Source organism: Leptospiraceae bacterium, from assembly GCA_016708435.1.
Lineage (GTDB): Bacteria > Spirochaetota > Leptospiria > Leptospirales > Leptospiraceae > UBA2033.
The window spans coordinates 22,768-44,992 of record JADJFV010000031.1; the positions used below are offsets into that span (position 1 = coordinate 22,768).

Annotated in this window: 17 protein-coding genes; 9 read left to right on the forward strand and 8 right to left on the reverse strand. The window is 36.1% G+C overall.

Features of this window, described 5'->3' with window-relative positions; genetic code table 11:
• Positions 1-63: 63 nt before the first annotated feature.
• Positions 64-2,769, reverse strand: coding sequence for a DUF1554 domain-containing protein (locus IPH52_19080; GenBank protein ID MBK7057107.1), 2,706 nt, complete (start codon positions 2,767-2,769; stop codon positions 64-66).
• A gap of 141 nt (positions 2,770-2,910) precedes the next feature.
• Here IPH52_19080 and IPH52_19085 point away from each other — a divergent pair, with 141 nt between their 5' ends.
• Positions 2,911-3,690: a D-alanyl-D-alanine carboxypeptidase gene (locus IPH52_19085; GenBank protein MBK7057108.1), complete on the forward strand. Its 780-nt coding sequence runs from the start codon at positions 2,911-2,913 to the stop codon at positions 3,688-3,690.
• 45 nt (positions 3,691-3,735) lie between these two features.
• On the opposite strand, the gene IPH52_19090 is transcribed toward IPH52_19085, so the two are convergent.
• Complete coding sequence (locus IPH52_19090) at positions 3,736-4,200, reverse strand: MarR family transcriptional regulator (protein MBK7057109.1); 465 nt, start codon at positions 4,198-4,200, stop codon at positions 3,736-3,738.
• On the reverse strand, positions 4,193-5,062 hold the full coding sequence (locus IPH52_19095) for a hypothetical protein (protein ID MBK7057110.1): 870 nt from the start codon (positions 5,060-5,062) through the stop codon (positions 4,193-4,195). Before IPH52_19095 ends, IPH52_19090 begins: the two co-directional genes overlap by 8 nt.
• A gap of 167 nt (positions 5,063-5,229) precedes the next feature.
• Between IPH52_19095 and IPH52_19100 the strand changes: the two genes are divergently transcribed.
• Together IPH52_19100 and IPH52_19105 are read left to right on the forward strand one after the other, a co-directional pair.
• On the forward strand, positions 5,230-6,720 hold the full coding sequence (locus IPH52_19100; GenBank protein ID MBK7057111.1) for a sodium:solute symporter: 1,491 nt from the start codon (positions 5,230-5,232) through the stop codon (positions 6,718-6,720).
• Between the two features lie 81 nt (positions 6,721-6,801).
• Positions 6,802-9,873: a GAF domain-containing protein gene (locus IPH52_19105; protein ID MBK7057112.1), complete on the forward strand. Its 3,072-nt coding sequence runs from the start codon at positions 6,802-6,804 to the stop codon at positions 9,871-9,873.
• Here IPH52_19105 and IPH52_19110 read toward each other — a convergent pair.
• From IPH52_19110 to IPH52_19130, 5 genes are all read right to left on the reverse strand, one after another.
• Positions 9,862-11,526 carry a transporter gene (locus IPH52_19110; protein MBK7057113.1) on the reverse strand — a complete coding sequence of 555 codons (1,665 nt, stop codon included), beginning with the start codon at positions 11,524-11,526 and terminating at the stop codon, positions 9,862-9,864. The two genes, IPH52_19105 and IPH52_19110, sit on opposite strands and share 12 nt — an antisense overlap.
• A 288-nt stretch (positions 11,527-11,814) precedes the next feature.
• A complete protein-coding gene (locus IPH52_19115) occupies positions 11,815-13,962 on the reverse strand; it encodes a penicillin acylase family protein (protein MBK7057114.1) in 2,148 nt (715 codons plus the stop codon).
• A gap of 16 nt (positions 13,963-13,978) precedes the next feature.
• Complete coding sequence (locus IPH52_19120) at positions 13,979-16,543, reverse strand: SpoIIE family protein phosphatase (protein MBK7057115.1); 2,565 nt, start codon at positions 16,541-16,543, stop codon at positions 13,979-13,981.
• A 320-nt stretch (positions 16,544-16,863) separates the two neighbouring features.
• Positions 16,864-17,757: an alpha/beta hydrolase gene (locus IPH52_19125; GenBank protein MBK7057116.1), complete on the reverse strand. Its 894-nt coding sequence runs from the start codon at positions 17,755-17,757 to the stop codon at positions 16,864-16,866.
• Positions 17,758-17,835: 78 nt separating this feature from the next.
• Complete coding sequence (locus IPH52_19130) at positions 17,836-18,129, reverse strand: hypothetical protein (GenBank protein MBK7057117.1); 294 nt, start codon at positions 18,127-18,129, stop codon at positions 17,836-17,838.
• 506 nt (positions 18,130-18,635) lie between these two features.
• On the opposite strand from IPH52_19130, the gene IPH52_19135 reads away from it, so the two are divergent.
• The 6 genes from IPH52_19135 (at position 18,636) to IPH52_19160 (ending at position 22,220) form a co-directional block, all read left to right on the forward strand.
• Positions 18,636-18,836: a DUF262 domain-containing protein gene (locus tag IPH52_19135; protein MBK7057118.1), complete on the forward strand. Its 201-nt coding sequence runs from the start codon at positions 18,636-18,638 to the stop codon at positions 18,834-18,836.
• A gap of 32 nt (positions 18,837-18,868) precedes the next feature.
• Positions 18,869-19,474: a DUF262 domain-containing protein gene (locus IPH52_19140; GenBank protein MBK7057119.1), complete on the forward strand. Its 606-nt coding sequence runs from the start codon at positions 18,869-18,871 to the stop codon at positions 19,472-19,474.
• Entirely contained in the window at positions 19,438-20,199 is a 762-nt protein-coding gene (locus tag IPH52_19145; protein MBK7057120.1) for a hypothetical protein, read from the forward strand. The genes IPH52_19140 and IPH52_19145 overlap by 37 nt, the downstream gene beginning before the upstream one ends.
• Before the next feature lie 487 nt (positions 20,200-20,686).
• On the forward strand, positions 20,687-21,496 hold the full coding sequence (locus tag IPH52_19150) for an Rpn family recombination-promoting nuclease/putative transposase (GenBank protein ID MBK7057121.1): 810 nt from the start codon (positions 20,687-20,689) through the stop codon (positions 21,494-21,496).
• Positions 21,497-21,577: 81 nt separating this feature from the next.
• The gene (locus IPH52_19155; protein ID MBK7057122.1) at positions 21,578-22,015 is read left to right on the forward strand and encodes a PIN domain protein; all 438 of its coding nucleotides are present in this window, start codon (positions 21,578-21,580) and stop codon (positions 22,013-22,015) included.
• A gap of 1 nt (position 22,016) precedes the next feature.
• Positions 22,017-22,220: a hypothetical protein gene (locus IPH52_19160; GenBank protein ID MBK7057123.1), complete on the forward strand. Its 204-nt coding sequence runs from the start codon at positions 22,017-22,019 to the stop codon at positions 22,218-22,220.
• Positions 22,221-22,225: the final 5 nt, after the last annotated feature.

Sequence of the window (22,225 nt, forward strand, 5' to 3'; positions counted from 1 at the left end):
ATTATAGTCGGTGTTTTGATTTTGGCAATCAATTTAAAATGCCTAGCATGAGGGAAATAAATATTACTGCTGAACGCAAACTAGATTGAAAGTATTGTCGCAATTCGCTGATCCAAAGCTTATACTAGTGCCATCTGTTGCGAGAGAATTTCCTTGTGTTCCATTTGATGCGCCACTCGCAGAGTTCCATGAGCCACATATATTCAAACTATTTGTCCAATCTGAATTCATCCCTGTCCAATAATCAGAATTTGCAGAATCAAATGAATTCGTAAGAGTTCCGTATGGAAAAATGGAATTTGCATTTGTCATAAAAATTTGCGTTGTCCCATTGGAACGGAAATAACGGGTATTTGCCGCAAATACCCAATCCACCTGCGAATCCCCGGTATTAGCCGTAGCAGAGCCACGACGAGTAGCCCCCAATACCAGAAGTGCTTTATACACGTTAGGCGCTATAGATGGCTTATTTGCATCGGAATTACAAATGGCGTCTGCACCTACAATTCCTCCTAGATTTCCTTTTGATGCAGTATTCGATATAAATACCCTCTTCTCTCCTGCATCTGTATTAGTTACACTTACATCACTAGGATTTCTTCCATTGAATCGAGTATCCGCGCTCACAGCACTAGCAGTAATAATGGAAAAAGATTTATTTCCATCAGCAAACAAATCATCTATTCCTGTTACTGTGACTACTTGCGGATTAGTGAAGTTAGCCGATGTAAAAACAAGACTCGCAGGGCTTACTGTCCCTTCTCCTGTATTATTCGAGGAAATTCCAATAGTTACGTTAAATGCTGGATTACTCCAAGCCGGAAGGACAATGGAAAATGTTGCTGTCGTTCCCGATTCGGAAGTATTTCCACTGATGGTGGATACTGTGAAATAGGTTTCGTTGTCATAGTTGATTAATCCATTGATGTCCACGGGATTATATCCATGGTAACTGCCCGTCATACTCGTTGTAGAAGCTACTCCAAGTAAGACGTTATAGGAAATGTCTCCATCATACAAAGCATCATTCACACCTGTCACGGTTATCCTATTGGTTACAAGAAACTGATTCCAATTTGAGCTATTGATGATCAGCGGTGAATTGACAGTAGCCTCTGACGTATCACTACTCGTTATAGGAATTGTAACATCCTCTCCAGGATCAGTAGCAAGAATTACAAAGTATTGTGCCGTATTTCCGCTTTCATTTGTATATGGATTTGAGCTAGTGCGACAAACATATACAATGGCAGCACCGGAATCATTGTCACAACTATTGGCAGACTGGTCTGCCGGGTCTAATGCAGCGTATACGCTATCAGAAGTAGAAGGCAATGACAATACGATATTAAAAGACTTATTTCCATCTGATCCTCCATCGGAGACACCGCTGATTGTTATCGTCTGAGTATTACTCCAATTAGCCGGTGTAAATGTAACGCTAGAAGGACTTACTGTTCCTTCTCCTGTATTACTCGATGAAATCGGAATGGTAACAGAAGAAGTCGGCTGTGTGTTTAATTTAATTGTAAACATTGCAGCAATCTGTCCTCCATCTGTTACAGTGAGTCCATTGGTGGCAACAATTGTATACCCACCCGCGTCATTGTCAGTGTTGACTACGGATACATCGGATGGATCTAGTCCATTGTAATTTGAATTGGCACTAGTCGCTGCCCCGATTACAATAGTATAAGAAATACTTCCATCCTGAATAAAATCATTCACACCAGTAACCGTTACAACTTGCGGTATATTCCAAGTAGCCGGCGTGAAGACTAGACTGGAAGTATCAGGAATTCCCTCGGCAGTATTGCTCGATGAAATTGGAATCGTAACATTTGAAGTGCTCGCATTGTTTAAGACTACAGAGAAGTTTGCTGTTCCACCTGTCTCATTCGTAACTAATCCGGTAGTGGGAGTTACTGTTATGCCAAAAGATTCATTGTCCGCATTCACAAAGGCTAAACTGGAAGCTGCATAATTATTGTAAACAGAATCCGAGCTAACCGCTGCTCTGAATACAATACTGTAAGATTGGTTTCCGTCATCTAGTAAATCATCAACGCCTGTTACAATCACAGTCTGCGGCACATTCCAATTAGCCGTTGTAAATGTAAGAGTAGAAGGACTGACAGTTCCTTCACTAGTATTCGTGCTAGTAATAGTAGGGATTGTGACGCTCGAAGAAGGAACACTTCGCAGAACTACGGTAAAACTAAAATTAGCCCCTGCCTCCGAGGTAAGTAATCCACCTGTATAAGTAGTAGCAATTCCTGCGACATCATCGTCTAGATTTTGCAGACTATAAGGAGCAATGGTCAACTTTGCAAACTCAGAATCCAAACTCTGAGAAGGACTCAGGCTCAATGTATAGGCTTTATTCCCATCTACAAATAAATCATCCTGACCTGTTATGGTAAATGTCTGCGCCTGATCCCAATTAGCCGTCGTAAATGTAAGTAAGGGCTTATCCAACTTAACCTCTATTGTATCAGAAACAGAAATACTTAAGAGAACATCGTCCTTTGGTTTTTTATTGATAGAAACTTTATAGCTAATGCTTCCGCCGGCTTCTGTAGTAGTGAGGCTTTGCGTAGACGGCTCAATTATAATCTGAGCTAAAGGAGGTGGGACGGGCGGCAGTGGAAGCATTCCCCAGAACTTTGGACTTCCATTGAATTTGCAGGATTGAACAAAGGAAACAAGTAATAAATATCCAATGCATACTATTAGCGCTGTAAATATTTTACTCAAATTTGTTTTCATTTTGCCTCGAGCAATTCGCTATTTAAACTTAGCAGATATTGGTAAGAAATTTCATCACAAAAGATTATATACGAAAAAGCTAATTTGTAAACAAAAAAATAGATTGTCTAGATTTGTGGTAAAGAATTATGAGAATGAGCCATGAAATATTTAATTTTTTTAATGATTCTATTAATTTCAAACAATTCCTATGCAGATAAAAAATTAGAACTATCCGCAAAATCATATTTACTGCAAGACATAAACTCAACAAAGCTGCTTTATCAAAAAGACATTGGGATTATTCTACCCATTGCTAGCATTACAAAACTTGTTACAGCTTTAATTTCTTCCAGTGAAAGAAAAATGACCGACTATGTCAAAATTTCCAAAAGCACCGTCCTTAGAAATGAAGGTGATAAGAGTGCCGTCCTTAAGGAAGGAGAATTCTATACAGAAAAAGATTTGCTTCTAACTATGCTAGTCTCTTCCACTAACGTTTCCGCAATTAGTCTAGCGACTGACGTTTCTGGTAGTCCCGAAAATTTTATTCTGAAGATGAACCAATGGGCAAAAGAAAAGAAACTTACTAAGACGAGTTTCGGGGATACGTTTGGTTTGTCTCCACTTTCGAAATCTTCCGTAGAAGACATTTCAAAAATTCTAGACATGGTAGAACAAAACACAGTGCTTTTAGAAATTCTTTCTACTACCAGTTATTCTATTCAAGAACGAAGTGGTAGATTGCAAAACCTGACTACTACAAATGAAATGCCAAGCTATAAAGACTTTCGCATATTCGGCAAAACTGGCACTACAAAGCTCGCCGGAAAATGCTTTGCGGGATTTGCAGTGCGTAGAAATGAAAAATGGAAAATCATCTTACTCGGCTCCAATAATGTATTTGATGATATGAAAAAAATGTTAGATAGTATAAACTAACTTTTACAGAGTAACAATGATTTTCCCTAAATGCAAGTTAACAAGCTAAGACTCTTCCTCTTCCATTTTCTCGATTGTTGAAAAAAGAGTTTTTAATCCAGAAGAAAAATGCTCCAGGGTAGAATCGTCAATATCTTGAAAGATTTTATATAGAAATTTTACATTCTGTAAATCAATTTCATTCCAGAAATCAGTATTCTTTTTTGTAATAGATAATCTGAGAATCCTGCGATCGACTTTATCTGTTGTAATTTTACAGAACCCTCGCTCTTGTAATTTTAGAGCAAGTTGCTTTACATTTTGCCTGCTCGTTCCCATGAAGGCACTCGCCTCCCCTAATGTAAGAGAAGGCTTTCTATCTTTGTGCTGAATTAAAACAAGTGAAAGAAAAAATTGTTTAGTTGTCAAATCATGTTCTGATAAATAACGATCAATGATTGTCTCGAGTCGGTTTGATACAAAAAAAAGCAAACCGAATGAATTCTTAATATTTTCCAGACGCTTATTCACTTACAAACCCCTTTAGATTATAATCCACTTTTTTTAGATAGAATTTTCCATAAATAAAATCTCCTTCCGGGTAATTCCAAATAGCCTCTCCGTAAGTAGGTAGTTTAATTCCATTGAATTCTTTATAATCTTTCAGTGGAGTAGACCAACGGGCTTTTCTTAGAGTTCCATCGTCTTGTAAAGCAGAGCGATCATCTGAAACAAAATTAATCAGCTCTCCTTTTTCATTAAAATAAAGAATCGCGGATACTTTGTATTTACCATTCTCGAATATAATTTTAGAAGAAAAAGAATCAATCTCTTCCCATTTTATACTCTTATGAATCAATCCCGCAGGGGCTAATATACATAAGTCATTTATTACAGTGACCGTTTCTGCCATAGAAAGTCCCTCTCCTGATAAATCGACCGCTGTAAAGAAAGATAATACTTTTACAAGCATCGTTGCCTTCTCTTCTGAATAGGAATGCAAAACTCTAAAAGGAATTCCCATCATGCTCGCCTTCATAAAAAAATGGCGAGCAGGACGGGAAAAGAAATTGTATTGCTCGGAAGAAGAAATCATAGGCTTTGCATCCGGCTTTTTATACATTAGCTCATCAAATTCAATTCGAATATTTTGTAGTTTACTTTTGCCAAGGACTCCCGTATAAGCAAGATATTTTCGGACAGGAAGTGGCATATGCTTGATATCCGCTTCCGTTAGCTTTTCTTCTGCAACCAAAGGCTGTGTGGCAAATTCTCGTTCTACTTTGGAGATATAGGATTTTTGCACTCCACTGCATCCAAAGAAAGAAAAAGGCATTGTAATTCCAATTAAGGTAACCATTTTTAAGAACTCCTGTGACTTTAGTATTTTCATAATAAACTCCTTTCCAATTCACTCTAAATAATAGGTAACATATTACATATAATTTGTCAACTCTAAAATATTATCTCTTCTATAATAAAAATTATGCATTTACTAAAACAAGAAGCATTTAGATATGGAAGGATGAATTTTCGTTCGCATTATTGAGGATATTTAGAATGCAATTTTCCAATCTTGATTTTTTAGTTTTAGTTTCTTATCTACTCATTGTATTACTCGCAGGCTTACATGCTTCTAAGAATGATACTTCTAAGAGCTTCTTTCTGGCAGACAAGGAATTGCCTTGGTATTTTATCATGCTTTCGATTGTAGCCACTGAAACTTCCAGTCTCACCTTCTTAAATATTCCGGGACTTAGTTTTAAAGGAGATTTTAGTTTTTTACAAGTAGCATTTGGATACATCTTGGGACGTGCGATTGTGGCTAATTTCATTTTGCCATTGTATTATAAGGGTGGTTATTCTTCCGTATATGAATGGGTCGGCGAGAAGTTTGGAGAATACACACAAAAATCAGTCTCGAGTATATTTTTAATCACGCGAGTTCTAGGAGATGGAATCCGACTCTATGCCACTTCCATTCCAATTGCAATCATCTTTCATGGATACTTGCATGATACTGTGACCGAAGAGACTACCGGCATATTGACATTATTCGCTATAACGATGATTACAACTTTATATACAGTCTTTGGTGGATTCAAGTCTGTTGTAATTACAGACAGTCTACAATTCTTTGTGTATGTAGGTGGCGGAGTTTTTTCTTTTTTGTATCTACTAAATGATCTAAGTAGCAGTATGAGTCTTCCGCAAATTTTAGACTCAGCCTACTCTTCTGGAAAATTGAATATCTACCAGGATTTCACAGGAGTAACTTCTACTAACTTCTTTCAGAAGCCTTATTTCCTTGTCAATGGACTACTCGGAGGAATCCTACTCTCTATCGGCACACATGGAGTAGACCAAATGTTCGCTCAGCGGCTAATCGCCTGTAAATCCGAAAGAGAAAGTAAACTCGCTCTCATTGGCTCTGGCTTTTTAGTATTCTTTCAATTTGTTTTATTTCTAGGAATAGGACTATTACTCTTTTATAAATACAAATCAATAGACATTCATCCCGATAAAATTTTCTCGAAGTATATCATAGAAAATATTCCAACTCCAATCCTCGGTCTAATCGTAGCTGCAATTCTTGCGAGTGCGATGTCCACTCTTTCTAGTTCAATCAATTCCATGTCTTTGTCTGTAATCTTTGATTGGATGAAAAAAACCGAAAGCGAGCATATACGTGTTCTTAAATCAAAATGGATTAGTCTCATGTGGGGTTTCGTATTGTTTGCCAGCTCTCTTCTTCCGTATTATTTATCGGGAAAAATATCAGAAGGACTTGTGGAAGTAGGACTTAAAATTGCTTCGTTTACATTCGGACCACTCATCGCCCTCTTTTTACTTGTTCGGGTCAAAGACCAATTATCCCTACAATTATCTTCTCGACTCTTAGTCTCTTCTCTTTTCATCAGCCTAACTTCTACAGTCTGTGTCAGCATTTTTCTAAAACCGGCAATGGCTTACCTGATTCCGACTGGCGTCGTGGTCTTCTATACAATGGTGGGTGCCGGACAGATTGGTAAAAAAACGATGCATTCCTGATTTAATAAAATTTCTTACTTGACAATCTTTTTATAAAGCATACTGTCTTGCCACTTTTCACCTAACGGAGGGTTATTGCATTTGCTTAGTAGATTGCCATTCCTAGTATTAGCTATACCGATAAGCATAAACTGCTTAGCAATAAAGACACCCGAACTCTGTAAAACTGCCGTTGCGAAAGAGGGAGTCTTAGATCTTAGGGAATGGGACTTTGCTAGAGACGGTCAAGTCAACTTAGATGGTGAATGGGAAGTCTTTCCTGAAAAATTAGAATCATCCGAAATACAAGCAAGCGAGCCGAAGCAATTTTTTCATTTAGGAAATACAATTAGGCTCAGTCAAAAACCTTTTTCCTATGCGAGCTTTAAATTAAGAATACTACTTCCAGAAGTATTAACCGAACCAAGTCTTTATCTCCGAGCAAAATCATTTAACAGCGCCTATGCAGTTTTCGAGAAAGAAAAACTAATTGCAAAGTCCGGCACTGTGGGCAAATCAAAATTAGACTCTATTCCCTGGATAAGCTCTGAAATTTCTCCTATTCAGATGAGTCCTAAAGAAATGGAACTCATTCTAAAAGTATCTGACTTTTATTCTACAAAGAATACTTTGAATGGAAAATTAGAATTGGGAACGCTTCATCAATTAGAATCTGCGTCTAATATTGATTTGTTTCTCAGTATGATTTTGGCTTCTCTTTTTCTATTGATTTTTTTCTACAATATCACTCAAATAAAGGAAAAAGTTTCTATCGCTCTTGGTATGTCAGCACTTTGTCTTACTTTTTTAGTTGGCATGTCTGACTCTTATCCGCTTTCCATTATTCTTCCTAACACAATAGGGAAATTCCTACTCAATTTCAAAATTATCTCTCAGTTTCTAGTTTTAGTGTGCACAACCTATTTGTATTTTGTTCTAAGCTCTTTCATTACTCTAAAAATACTTCGCATTCTTACCACTGCGTTTTTTTCTATTCTTACCTGCTTTGTTCTTTTAATCTATAATTTACAACTGCCCGCTCACTCAGATTTGTATGCAAGTGGGGCATTACTTCTATTTCATCTATTAGCATCCTATCACTTCTTTATATATGGTCCTAGTTCTTTTGCAAGAATCAAAACTTACACAAATAAATACAAAGCCGAATTAGATAGAACCCTAAAGGAACTCCAGGACAATAAGAAGAGCTTTGACCAGAAGATAATCGAGCGCTCTTTTAATATGGTTACTTATATGGAGAAGTTAGAGATTCAAACAGGAGAAATGGAAAAGCTAAACGAACTAATCATCCATCTGTTAGAAGGGGCTAATATTGATTCTGTGCTAGATGAGATTTTTACTCATATCATGACTTACTATCGTGCAAACATTGCCTTTCTTTATTTTCTAGATTCTGATTCCAATGAATTCTATCCGTATCGCGGAATTACAAAAGATATACCGGATGAGATTCAGTCTTTTATGTCAACAGCTAGAATGCCTGTGTCAAGAGAAGCGGGTGTAGCCTATATTGCTTATAAAAGAAAACGAACCATCTACATCGAAAATGCAAAAACTAAATACACTAAAAAGAAAGATAAAGTAACAGGAAGCGGTAAACCAGAATTAGTCTCTTCTCTCTATATTCCTGTTTTAATTCGAAATGAATTTCAAGGAATCTTTTTTCTGGCAACATTCAATCATCCCCTTCATCTAAACAAAGACAAGATTAAATTCATTTCCATGTTCACAAATCAATTAACAGCAGCCATTCAAAAAGAAAGAATGCTAAAAGAAATGGAGGAAGAAAAAAGAAGAGCGGAACTAGAAAAGGAAAGAGCTGAGAAAGCAAGGCTAGAAGCAGAAGCAGCAAAGGCAGAAATTGAGGCTATTAATAGTTTGGCGCGTAGCATCAATGAAAACTTAGAGCTTAAATTCATAATGGATAAGATTATGAATTATGTAGAATCCCATTTTGGAATTAAATTCTATTCTTTACATATCTTAAATGATAACAAAAAGAAAATGAAATTACTAGAAGCAAAATTCCCCGAATCCGTATCACCGGAAGAAAAAAGAAAGATCATGCAAATTCAAATTCCAATCCTAACAGAAGAAGGGGCATTTGCCTTTATCTGCAAGTCTAAGAAGATGGTTTTTTATAAAAAGTTAGACATTGAAAAATCAAATGAAGAAGAAAGACAGGCTCTTGGAAATCTAAATATTTCTTCCATGGTAGGAATTCCACTCAAAGTAAAAAATGAAATCATAGGTATCTTAAATTTCTTTAGTCCGACTCAACTCAGTCTTACCAAAATGCATCTAAAGACAATCGCAAGCTTGGGTGAGCAAGTCGCTGGTGTCATTCATAATTCCAGTCTTTATAAAGACATTAAAACCGAAAAGGATAAATCAGAGAGTCTACTCTTAAGTATCCTCCCTCCTAAAATTGCAACCGAATTAAAGAACACAAGCAAAGTCGTTCCGATTATCTATGAATCAGTAACAATCTTATTTACTGACTTTGTTGCCTTCACTAAGATTGCTGAGACACTTTTACCCAAGCAGCTTTTAATTGAGCTAGATGGATACTTTACTTTCTTTGATTTTGTTTGTGAAAAATACAATATCGAAAAACTAAAAACGATAGGCGACTCCTATATGTGCGCGGGGGGACTTCCAACGGCTAACAAGACTCATGCGCTAGATGCCTGCCTGACTGCAATGGAATTTAGAGACTTTGCACTTAGAATGCAGGAATTAAATTCTAACTCTAAGGATGCAATGATGCCATGGGAATTACGAATTGGACTGCATACAGGTCCTGTGATTGGAGGAATCGTAGGCACAACAAAGTTTGCCTATGATGTATGGGGAGACAGTGTAAATATTGCGAGTCGAATTGAATCTTCGAGTGTGCCCGGAAAAGTAAATATCTCCGAGACAACCTATGAACTCGTAAAAGATTTTTTTGTTTGTGAGCATCGAGGCAAAGTAAGTGCAAAGAACAAAGGTCAAATTGATATGCACTTTCTAGATAGGCTTAAACCTGAATTCTCTGCAAACGAAGAAGGAACCATTCCCAACCAAAAGTTTCATGAGCTCTACGCAAGAATTAAAGCAGGCGAGAGCATCATTACATACACGATAGAACAATTACCATTAGCCGTTTAGATTTAAAACATTGAATATAATCTGCACGAGTAATATCTTTGTAATCATAGCGACAGGGAATACTAGCGAGTAACCAAAACTAGGAACGCTATTTTTTATCTCAGCAGTTGCATAGGCAATACAAGCAGGTTGCGTTTGCATTCCAGAAAGAATTCCAATAAGAAGTGGATAAGGAATTTTTAAGAATATTCTACCGGCTAATAGCATTATGCCTGTGTTGATCGTAGTAATAATAAATCCCAAGAAGACTAACAACAATCCGTATTTAGCAAAGTTTGCTCCAAAAGAAAAACCGGCTTTGAGTCCAATGCCTGAAAGAAATAACACAACACCCATTTGTCTGAGAGTTAAATTTGCGTTATACGAAATACTCCAAACAATACTTCCTGTTCTTCCTAGATAACCTAGAATCAAAGACACAATGAGAGGTCCGCCGGCATAACCGAGTTTAAAGGAAGCACCACCTGGAAGAGGAATTGGAATTTCTCCTACAAATAGACCAATCGCAATTCCAATCGCCATGCTAATATAATCAATCTCTGTTAGACTGTGAAAGGAATCTCCAAAGAACTTAGATACTTTGTCCATATCCTCCTTTGCTGCTACAATTCGAATTCGATCTCCCCCTTGTAAAATAGTATTAGGCGAAGGAACGATATCTGCATCTCCTCGTTTGAGACGGGTAATCGTTGCTTCAAATTTAGTGTGTAGATCGAGGCTACCGATTGTATACCCGATGACATCTTTACTCGAAACAAAGACTCTTCTGAAATCAAGCTCGGATCTATCTGCAAATAAATGAGTGTGATCATGCACTCCGAAAAAAGGCGTGCGCTCTCTAAGCTTTGTGCCGACTAACGTTATAATATCATCTTTTTCTAAAACGGTATCACCATTTACAATTTCTGTTTTGTCTTTCTTTTTAATTCGAGCAATTACAAGTCCGGTCAAATCATTGTTTGCAAAAATATATTCTACTGTTTTACCAAACAAATTTGGATTTGTAATTTGAATATCTCTATGCTCTAATTCTTTTCCACCGAAACCAAGCTCTTCTGCAATCTCAGAGCTTTCTTTTTCAACATCTACTTTGAAAAGTTTCTTGATTACAAAAAAAGAAATAATTACTCCAATCACGCCATAAGGATAGGCAATTGAATAGCCGGCAATAGGCTCTCCCATCACTTTACTCAATTCACCGGGAGGCAGACTGGAATATGTATTTTTTAAAGTATCAACGATAGACGCAAGAGCTGGAGTGTTTGTGAGAGAGCCTGCAAAAAGACCGGAAGTGATATTTGCATTTAGACCAAATGCTTTTCCTAAGATAACAGTCAGAATAGCGGATAATGTCAATACTCCTACCATAAGTAGATTGTAAGAAATCGCCTTCTTATTAAAACTAGCAAAGAAGCCAGGTCCTGCTTGTAGACCAGTCGTATAAACAAAAAAAACTAAACCAAGAATATAGACGGTATCCGGCAAAGCTAACTTCTCAGACAAAGAGCCAAACGCAATTCCTACAAATAGAACGGCAGCAATTCCTAAACTAAAACCTTTGTATTTCAATTTGCCTAAAAAATAGCCAATTGCTATTACCAAGAAAAGTAAAAATAATTTATTCTCTTCTAAATACTTTATTAAAATTTCCATAGAGACTCCTGAAAAAAACTTACAGACATTCGTAGATTAAACAATTTCTTTTTTTATTTTTAAAAATATTTTTTTACACTTTTGCCTTCATCGATTGCGGACGATTCTCAACAGAGTTCATTGCCACGGAGGCACGGAGACACAGAGGTTTTTCGCTGTATCATAATACGAGAACAGTAAACCTAAAATAACGTCAGTTCGTTGTAACAAATAATTTATTTTTATATCGAATCTCGTGAAATTTCTCTGTGTCTCAGTGCCTCTGTGGCAAATCCGTCTACTATTTTACTAAAATGTAATTTCTTCTGTGTTGACAGAAAGTGTTTTGTATTTTCCGGAAATCCAATTTTGTAAATCAGAGGAATACCAACGGGAGAATCTTCTATCAGAAGGACCGCCGGGCATGTTGGTAATAACAGAATTATCCGCCATATCAGATACAACTCGAATCGATGCGGCAAAACTAGTTGTGCGACCGGCTGATTTATAAATCTGTCCCTGCGAAATCGTAGCACGACCACCGGGAATTGCAATCGGTCCTTTATCAAATCCAAGAAAGCGAGGAAGTTTTCCAGCAAATAAAATATGATTGAATTTGAGTTCCTGCACACTGCCCCAGGTTTTAATTTCTGTCTGTAGACTTTTCTCTGCCACTCGCTTGAATATTTCTTCACGGGTTTCTGTTCCAAACCAAATCGATTTTTCAGAGAGAAGTATATTTACAAATTTATCATAGAAGTCTACAAACACTCCAGTCTCTTCTTGTAAAAAGGAAATGAGTTTTTCTCCTAGATTTTTTTTGCCGAATACTTCTCTAAATAATTCTTTATAAAACACTTCAAAGAGATAAGCGCCATTAGACTCAATATTGTATTTTAAATCCCAATCTCTTAGAATATTTCCCTGTGCGGTATCAGGAAGCAGTGGCTTTAGAATTTTCATAAATATTTCCGCTTCTAAAGAATATACATCATAGTGCATCTTACAAACATCTTCGACTGTAAACTTAGAGCCACTGCGGATAAGATTGGCTATCCTGTCAGCGCGATAAGAGCCCATTGGCATATTGAGAGGTTTTATTTTTCCGTATTGGTTTAAATTATTATTAGCCGTTACAAAGAATCCTTCTTTTGGATTGTAGGACTTTGGCATATCAGAAGGAGACTCGAACCCATTCCAATCGTCTTTCTTATCCCATCCGCAGAATGGAACAAAACCACTTGCCCCTTTTTTTCGTTTAGGAACTTTTCCGCTCATTTGATAACCAATGTTTCCTGCGGAGTCAGCGATTACAAAATTCCAGGCTGTTTCTACTTTGCTAACAATATCCATTGCGTGTTTTGTATTCTGACTAGTAAGTAGAGACAAAATGGAATTAACCGTTACCCCACCGGAGTCCACGCCTGTCCATTGAGAAGATAGATAAATTCCTTCTTTATACGGATTTCCCGAAAGAGTCCCATGTTCGTTTTCATAAAAGAGAATTTCTTTGCTTTTTTTCTTTTTGCGTTTAATAACTTCTTTGCGTTGAATAAAAGGAATGTATTTTCCTTCTTTTAAATACTTGCCCTCAAGACAATCTTCCATCCAGGAATCATAGGCATCTACAAAGGCATAGGTGACACCCCAGCTTAAATCTTTTGTTCGACCGGTTAAGATTCCGGGAACACCGGGCATACTTCCGCCTATCGCATACCAATTAGGAGTAGAAAGAATGATTTCTCCCCAGACAGAAGGAAGTCGATTGATTTCTAAATGGGGGTCATTGGATAAGATGGGTTTGCCGCTCTTGGTAAGGCTACCACCGATTACCCAGTTATTCGAAGCCATCATCTTAGGCGCCCCTATTTCCCATAATACAGAGGGAGGGACAACTCTATCTTCTAAATGAATCTTCTTTATCTTTTCATAATTTGCACCTGTAAGAATTCCGGGAAACAATTCTTCTAAATGCTTTTCACTCACACCTGCTTGCACCATTTCAATAAATAGTCTTTCTACTTCTCCCTGTGATTGGGCTAATGTCAGGTATCCGATCATTCTAGAAATTAAAATACAATCTTCAATCGTCCAGGCTTCTTTTGGAACTCCAAGCAGTTTCATTTCAAATGGATAGGTTTTCGCAAAACCGTCATTTACTCCTGCACAGTAGGATTTTATCCATTGTTTTTTTTCGGAGTCTACTTCTGAGAGTGGTTTACTCGTTTTTCCATACCAATTCATTCTTCTAAAGAATGTGTCAATCGAAAGAGAAGTATCACTTGAATCTAAAAGTTCAGAAAGTCTTCCGCGACCAAGGATACGCATAAAGTTCATTTGCATTCCTCTGTCTATTGCATGAACATAACCCAATCCATAAAGGCAATCTTCAATTGTATTTGCTTTTACTTTGGGAACTCCCTCTTTGGTTCTAGTAAGTTTAATATTTTCTCTCATGATTTTTCCCCACTTATCAATTTCCACTGATTCTATTTTTTAGTTCAATGACTTTTGGATTTTCCCGATCAAGTAGAAAAGCCAGATCGAGCATCTTGCTTGCACGATAGCGGGCGTTTAATTCTAAATAGACTTCCGTTAAGAGTAAAAGATTATTCACATTCTTTGGCTCTCTGAGTTTTAAACGCTCGGAGTAATCGGCGGCTAAATCTGATTTGCCAATCATCTTATAACTCTTGGCAGTAGCAAAAAGAAAAGTAGACTCTTCTGGATACAAGTCTACAAAACTACTATAAAGCTCAGCAGCTTGGTAAAAATCTCCCATTTTATAGACAGTATTTGCCTTTAGCCGCAAATAACTTTTAGATAAAGTAGGCTCTGTAATTTGTTCTAATATATCATAAGCTCTTCTGAATTCGTCTTTATTGTAATACTCTAAAGCTAGTTTTAAATGAGAGGTGTCTTGATCTGCATTGACCGGATAAGGGTCATTAAACTCAATTCGGAGTAAACTAAAATCATCTGTCAGTTCTCCCTTTTTCTCTGTGATAGAAAAGATTCTTTCTAAATCGGCATTAGCCTCTTCGACAGTTTTAAGAAATAGACTTTCATCTTCGTTGATGACGCGCCCTCCTCTATCGTCGATTCCAATCTTGATATCATCTTTTCCATCGGAGCCCATAAGAACAATGTCTCCATTTTCCAACTTGAAAGTATTGATTCTAAAATCTCCCGAATGCTCTGCTGTCATCATTCCAATTTTATGAAGATTCATTTCTTTTTCGATGAAGGTTGCTTTTTTGTCTCTGAATAGAACACAAAATGGATGCTCTGCGTTGATGTAATAAATAAAACCGCGATCATTATCCACTAGCCCCATTACAACCGAAACCATCATAGAGCCATCAAAAGATTCAAAGATACTTTGCAATTCCTGAAAGGCAAGCTTCAACCATCTCTCCGGGAAAACAGTTTCTTCTTGGGAGAATATTTTACCTCTTGAGATAATAGATTTGAAAACAACTCCAAGTGCCAAGGCTCCCCCTGCTCCTTGAATGGATTTTCCCATTGCGTCTCCATTTAGAAATGCAGTGTATTTTCGTCCTTTTAGATGAATGATTTCGGAAATACAAATGTCTCCTCCGATTTCATGCATCTTGTTTTTAAATTCAAATTTCTTCTTTTGTCTTGTGAGTATCTTGATTCCAATTTTATCATCTCCGGGAACGTTAGACGCTAAAGGCTGGATGATAAGAGTTGTTAGAAAATAATCTCCATCCTGGTGCTCTTTTAAAAGCTTTACTTCCTTTAAAGATTCATTTAGCTCTTTTGTTCTTTCTCCTACTTTATCTTCCAGGGTTTTGTTTAGATCTTCTATTTCATTGTGAACAGAAATGAAACGATTTGCGAGCACACCGGCAAATCCAAGGATATAAATAAAAAATGCATACTTAGTAAAAGAAAGACCCGAATTGAATACAAGAGAATCTAGAATATCATAAATGACTGCCATTAAAAAAATGATAAGTCCGACTAATAAGCGTTTTGCGTTGCTAATTTCTTTTTTGATAGCAACATAAAATATCCTCCCCAAGAGTGGAATCCCGAAAGTAAGAATAGAAATTTGCCAGAGCCTGAGAATATATTCCGCCTGATACATATCGGGACATACGAGCGTGATTGCACTGATGAGATAAGAAAAATGACCGAAACCTCTTGTCCATTTGCCTGCTTTATTAAAAAACAAAACATCTATAGATTGACTGAGAAAAACAAAGCCGGGATAAAGAACTGCTAACTCAACTCTCTGGATAATAGACGTATCCCACGAATTCTCGAAAATGGCAGAAGTCCTTGTATAAATATAAATGGCGATGATAAAAGAAAACGCACCGTAATAAAAATTATAAACCTCTACTCTCCTGCGATAAAATAAAAATAGATGGTAAAGACCAACGGTGAAGTAAACGGTGAGTAAGGCGAGAGACACTCTATCCTGTTCATCGTATTTGATGGATTCATAAAAACCAAAGTCATAGTATTTCGTAAGATAAAAACCAGTGTGATCAAACTTTGGATGACCGGAAAGTTTTACGAGAAGATGATTGTCCTTAGCCTGTATAATTTCTCTTGGGACTTGATAGATTACACCGCGGACAGTTCTATGAAAAGATACTTTTCCATTTTTGATTTCGCCTTCTCTGGCAATTAAAATTCCATTTAGATAAATTTCAAATACTTCCCCTATCTCACCAAAACGAATTCCTGTGTGCTTCGGATAATTGAGAATATCCTCTGGAATATCAAAATAGGTCATAAGTGTATAAGTAGCAAGCTCGCCTTCTTTGGTAAAAAGTTTATTCATCCAAATAGGAAAGCTTTCTATCTTCTTCCATTCAACGCCGGGGTTTTGTAATTGTAAAAAGGAAGGATCATAAGAATCAATCGCATACCAAACTCTTGGTGTGCAAGTCTTAGAATCAGAGCAATTCTTTACTAAATCAACTCTATCAAATGAAAAAAGGGAAATTGGAAGAAGGAAAAAAAGAATCAGTGAAATCAGCTTTATTTTATTTATCATCGCGCGGAAAATACCCCGTTCAATAGAATATTATTGCAAGAAATTTACAACAGATAAATAAAAGTTCTCTGTAATTTTCGAAATTCCACCCTTTGCTAAACGGTTTACCTTTAAGAATTTTTAACCACGAAGAACACAGAGAACACGAAGAAAAGAAAAGGAATTTAAATCTTTACCTTCGTGATCTTCGTGCCCTTCGTGGTTAAAATCTTCTCGTTTTTCCTTTACTTAACAGAATTGAGCGAAAACTGGAATCTAAGCAAATTGAGACCCCCGATAAAAGAACTCGGGGGTGACATCTTAAGTTGGCTAATCATAATTTACCGAATGAATTCTAGATAGTGTTTTGCTGTTTCTTCGGGGAGTTCGAGCATGGGAGCGTGACCGCAGTCTTTTAGAATCACTACTTTGTTGTCCTTGATTCCTTTTTGAAAAATCTCAGTAGAAGATACGTCGATGATATTATCTGTATCACCCCAGAGTATCAAAGTCTTTGCCTTAATCTTAGAGAGACGAGTTTCCAAAAGATTTCCATCAGACCTAATTTCAGAAAAAACTTTTTCGTTATACTTCTTGTTAGCCGCTGACTTTCTCATAATATCGGTTTTAAAAAATCCAGGAATATAAGGAGGATTGACAAAGGAAAATTTCATTAGATAATCAAACTCTTCTTCGTTACTGACAATGAGAGGATTTTTTCCCTGGGCTAATTTCTCAGACAACTTGCTTGGATTACGGCTATTAACCCCTGCGGCATCAAAAAGTCCAAGACTCAATACTTCTTCTGGATACTCGGTTGCATAAATTCCTGCAATCTGTCCACCCATAGAATTTCCAGCGATATGATATTTCTTAAGTCCAAGCTTCTGCGCAAATGCATGAAGTCTTTTCACTTGCGACATATACCCGTAATTCTCTGATTCTATCTTTGTGCTTTCGCCAGCAGGTGGAGAGTCCGGTGCGATTACTCGATATTTGTCGGTCAAGTAGCGAGAGAATCTTGTCCAATGCTCCTTGTCTCCCCCAAATCCATGAAAGAGTAAAATCGTCTCCCCTTCTCCTCCTTCCAAATACGCAAAATCGAAATTATCCACAGTAATAGTTTTCTTGGTTAAGCTAGCTTTATTCCTTTCGTAATTTACAAAGCTATTAATTAAAGTCGATGCACAAGAAGTAGAAAAGAAAAGAGTGAGTGTTAGTAGTAGTATTTTCATAGTAAAAGCCTAATTTCAATAATCGGCAAAAGGGACTGCTTTCATGATAAAGCCGTTCGAGGTGACTGGTATAAGGCTTTATATTGCGTATAACTCAATTATACTGTGAGCAATAATGTCTAGGATAGTATCAAAGATACTTAAAAATCGATTTTTAGTATCTTTGATACTATACATGACAGTATCTTTGATAGTATCTTTGATACAAAGGAAGGTAAAAGGAAGCATATCGGAGACTAGGACTTTTATACTTTTTTTTAGACAGGATTTACAGGATTTACAGGATGGTTTTATCCGGTCATTTCGAACCTCGTGTCTGCGATTGGTCTTTTGGTAGGAAATAGTGCCGAGTGTGAGAAATCTATCTGGCAAAGAAACTAAGTAACCACGAAGGGCGCGAAGAGCACGAAGAAGGGTTTACTTGCGCTTAGGTGTTTGGATATGAATGAAATATCTTAATCCTGTGAATCTTGTTAATCCTGTCTAAAAACTTTTCTAGATATCGCTTAGAAGAATAACGAAGCGGGTGGAATTTACAAAATGTATCGTCATCGTATATTTGCGGATACTGTCGAATAGCCGGTAAGTCTTTGAACTCTTTCTACTGTGGAAACCACTTTGGATACTTACTTTGCAAGGAATCCTATAAAGCTTATTATATCCTTGATTTTATCATATATACTTGATTTATGAAATGTATTTTTCATCCCAAAACAAACAGAACTCAAGCTTCGCTTCCTCTATACATATCCGAACTATTTTATGCTAACCCCTACACTATTTCTCCCTTCGCGTCCTTTTGCTCTTGACTATATAAGTGAAATACGGAGATGATTAGTTAGTTGCCATTACACCATAAAATTTAGAGGAAAATAGTTATGCCAAAGAAACTTGAAAAATCAGACACTTCAATAAGTGTATTATTAGAGAAATTTAATGCAGGAGAGCTAGGTATTCCGGAGATTCAGCGAGACTATGTTTGGAGCAAATCCCAGGTTCGAGACCTTGTAGAATCTCTTTATAAAGAATATCCAACTGGTTTAATTTATCTTTGGAAGACTAAACTCCACCAAAGCTAAAGAATAATTCGGATAAAACGCCAGATCTACTTATACTAGATGGACAGCAAAGATTAACGTCACTTCAAAAATTATTGAAGGGGGAAATCCTAGTTTATTTTCATGTAGAAGATGAGGTATTTGCGGTGTTCAGTAGTAAGATGAAAAATAATCCTTCGTGGGTTTCCGTAAAATCAGTTTTGGAAGAGCCAATAAATGTTTGGACTCAAATTATTGATAGGCTCAATATTGAAAAGACTTCACCACTTCAGAAAACTTATATGGAGCGAATACAAAACTTATCGCAAATTAAAGATTATAGTTTTCCAGTCCTCACCCTGCATACAGATGATTTTGAAGAAGTAACTGAATCTTTTATTCGCTTAAATTCGAAAGGGACAAGATTAAAATTTGCTGAATTAGCTATGGCAAGACTAGCTTTTAATTGGCCTGGCTCTTTGAATGACGAATTTAAAATTGCTCTCTCTCAATACGATAAGGAAAATTTTGATTTTAATCCAAGCTTTATAATGCGATGTTTTGTTGTAATAGGAACTGGCCAAAGTAGCTTCAAATCCTTAGACACGCTTTGGAATGAAAAGAAAAATGAGTTACCAAAAATATGGAAAGATACAAAAGAGCAATTGATATTACATTAAATTTTTTGAAAAACAATATAGGAATTGAATCAACGGATTTCATTCCTTCTTTGAATGCGTTAGTTCCTATTGTTTATTACGTTGATAAATTAAAATCTAAATTAGATGACAACTCAGTTAATGGAATTCTTTTCTGGTTTTTAGCCGCTACAGGCTTCGGAAGATTTACCGGCGGGGCAGAAGGACAAATCGACCAAGACATTAAAGCAATAAATTCCGACTCACCGATTCATAATCTAATTAAAAATCTAAAGCGAAATATTGCAAGTTTCGAATTTACTCCAGAAATGCTTGAAGGAAATTATCGAAATAACAAATTCACACCGTTGGTATTTGCCATTTGCCGCAATAAGAAAGCAAAGGACTGGTTTACTGGAACAAATTTAAGTTCCAACAATCTAGGTAATGAAAACCAGATAGAACTTCATCACATCTTTCCGAAAGCAGTATTAAAAGAGACGGAAATCCAATCGGAATTAATAGACGATTTGGCGAACATTGCATTTTTATCCTCCAAAGCAAATAAAGAAATTTCAAAAAGTCTTCCCAATATCTACTTGAAAAAGATAGAACAGGATCGATTAAAAAATCAATTCATACCGATTTATGAGGATTTGTGGCAAGTGGATCGATATGGTGATTTTTTACAGGAGCGTCGAAAACTAGTTGCAAAGGAATTAAATTCATACTTTATTGCAATCGGCGGAGAGTTATTGGATGGGTAACGGCAACTAACTGCGAGTATCCACTGCGGTAACGGACTATATCGGAAGCTGTCCGTCACCTTGCTCCAAGCCGGCTTAGTTGTATTAGCCACACTTCGTAGTATATTTGTTGAACTCACGATGAAATATTCAGGTATAGACTTCCGCGACATCGTGTCCCAGAAAGACATTCGGATAATCTTATCGATATAGGGAGTCGATACTTTTTAGAACAAAATCATCCCAATCATAGTAATCACACAAATCACAGTTCAGACGGTGGTAATTTAAAAAAGAGGGTCAATGGAAAAATGAGTTATCAAGTATTAAATTGGAATTTACTTTTGGCAATTGGTATAAAGATATTGTAGATGGATTTGTCATTACAGCATTATTAACCACTAAACTGGAATTGCAAACAAGAATACCCATTTTCTTTCAGCAGTAGACTTAATTTTAGAGTTTAAATCCACTTGACAATTTCCAAACAAGCATAAACAGTAAGGGTATGAAATTTGCTGACCCAAAAAACGATGTAGCTTTCCGAAAAATCTTTGGAAATGAAGCCAAGAAAGTTATTCTTATCTCCTTTTTGAATTCAGTATTAGGTTTAGAAGGAGATAAGAAAATTATTCATTTGGATTTTCTTACAACATTTCAACTCCCAAGAATTACTGGACTCAAAACTTCTATTATTGATGTAAAAGTAAAAGACCAAACGGGAAATACTTATCTTGTAGAAATGCAATTGAGTGAAGTGATTGGATTTGATAAAAGAGTTCAATACTATGTTTCAAAAGAATACTCTTCTCAAATAGAAAAGGGAGATGAATATTATAAACTTACTCCTGTAGTCCTTATTGGAATTTTAGAATTCGATTATTTTGAAGGTAATAGCTATTTGACCCGTCACTTAATACAAAATATGGAGACTGGAAGGAATGAATTAAAGGATATTAGCTTTAATTTTATTGAGTTACCTAAATTCAAAAAAGAGTTAAACGACTGTATTACTCTAACTGATAAATGGATTTATTTTATTAAAAATGCAGAAAACTTAGATGTAATTCCGCCTGACGTTAATGATGAAGGATTAAAAGAAGCATATTCCGAATCAGATAAACATAATTGGACGAAAGAAGAACTAGATAATTATGATTACTTTTTGATGAGAGAACAAGATGAAAGGGGTAAAGTAGAATTAGCCGAAAACAAGAAAGCTTTAGAAATTGCAAAGAAATTAAAGCTGGCTGGAGTTGATATAATAACTATAACTAGCTCAACTGGTTTGAGTATAGAAGACATTAAAAAGTTATAACTCAAGCCTTTAAAAGAAAGAACGATTGAATTCTATAAAATCGAATATCGAGTTAAGCATTGACCAAAAAAGGAATTACCTATGACCCGCATTTACCTTGACAACTGTTGTTTCAATCGACCTTATGATAATCAAGAAAATATTAAGGTTCAAATTGAGACTGAATCAAAACTATATATCCAAAGAAAAATAAAAGAGAGTCAATATTCTTTAGTCTGGTCGTATATACTAGAATATGAAAATCAGTCTAATCCATATGTGATTAGAAAAGAAGAAATCTTGGAATGGAAAAAGATCTCTACTATAATTATAAAACCAAGTGAAGAAATTTTTAATCGAGCAGAAAAATTGCTAAGTTATAATATTAAATTTAAAGATGCCTTGCATTTATCCTGCGCGATAGAAGCGAAAGCAGATTTTTTCATAACAACGGATAATCCATTGGTTAAGAAAAAGAATGTTATCTCAGATTTGGAAATTATTAATCCAATTAATTTTATTGAAAAAATAGAGGTTTAAAATGCAAAAATCAAATACACTAATTCTACATGAAGGAATGAACGCATTAAAAGATAAATTAGGATTGGTAGATTCTGAAAAATTTATCACTCTTATTTTAAGAGAAAATTTTGATTATACAGAATGGCAAAAAAATCTCTGGAAAGAAAAAAGTCTTAGAGAGATACATGAAGAAGCAAAAAATTTTTTTGAAAGTATTAATTGAATTAT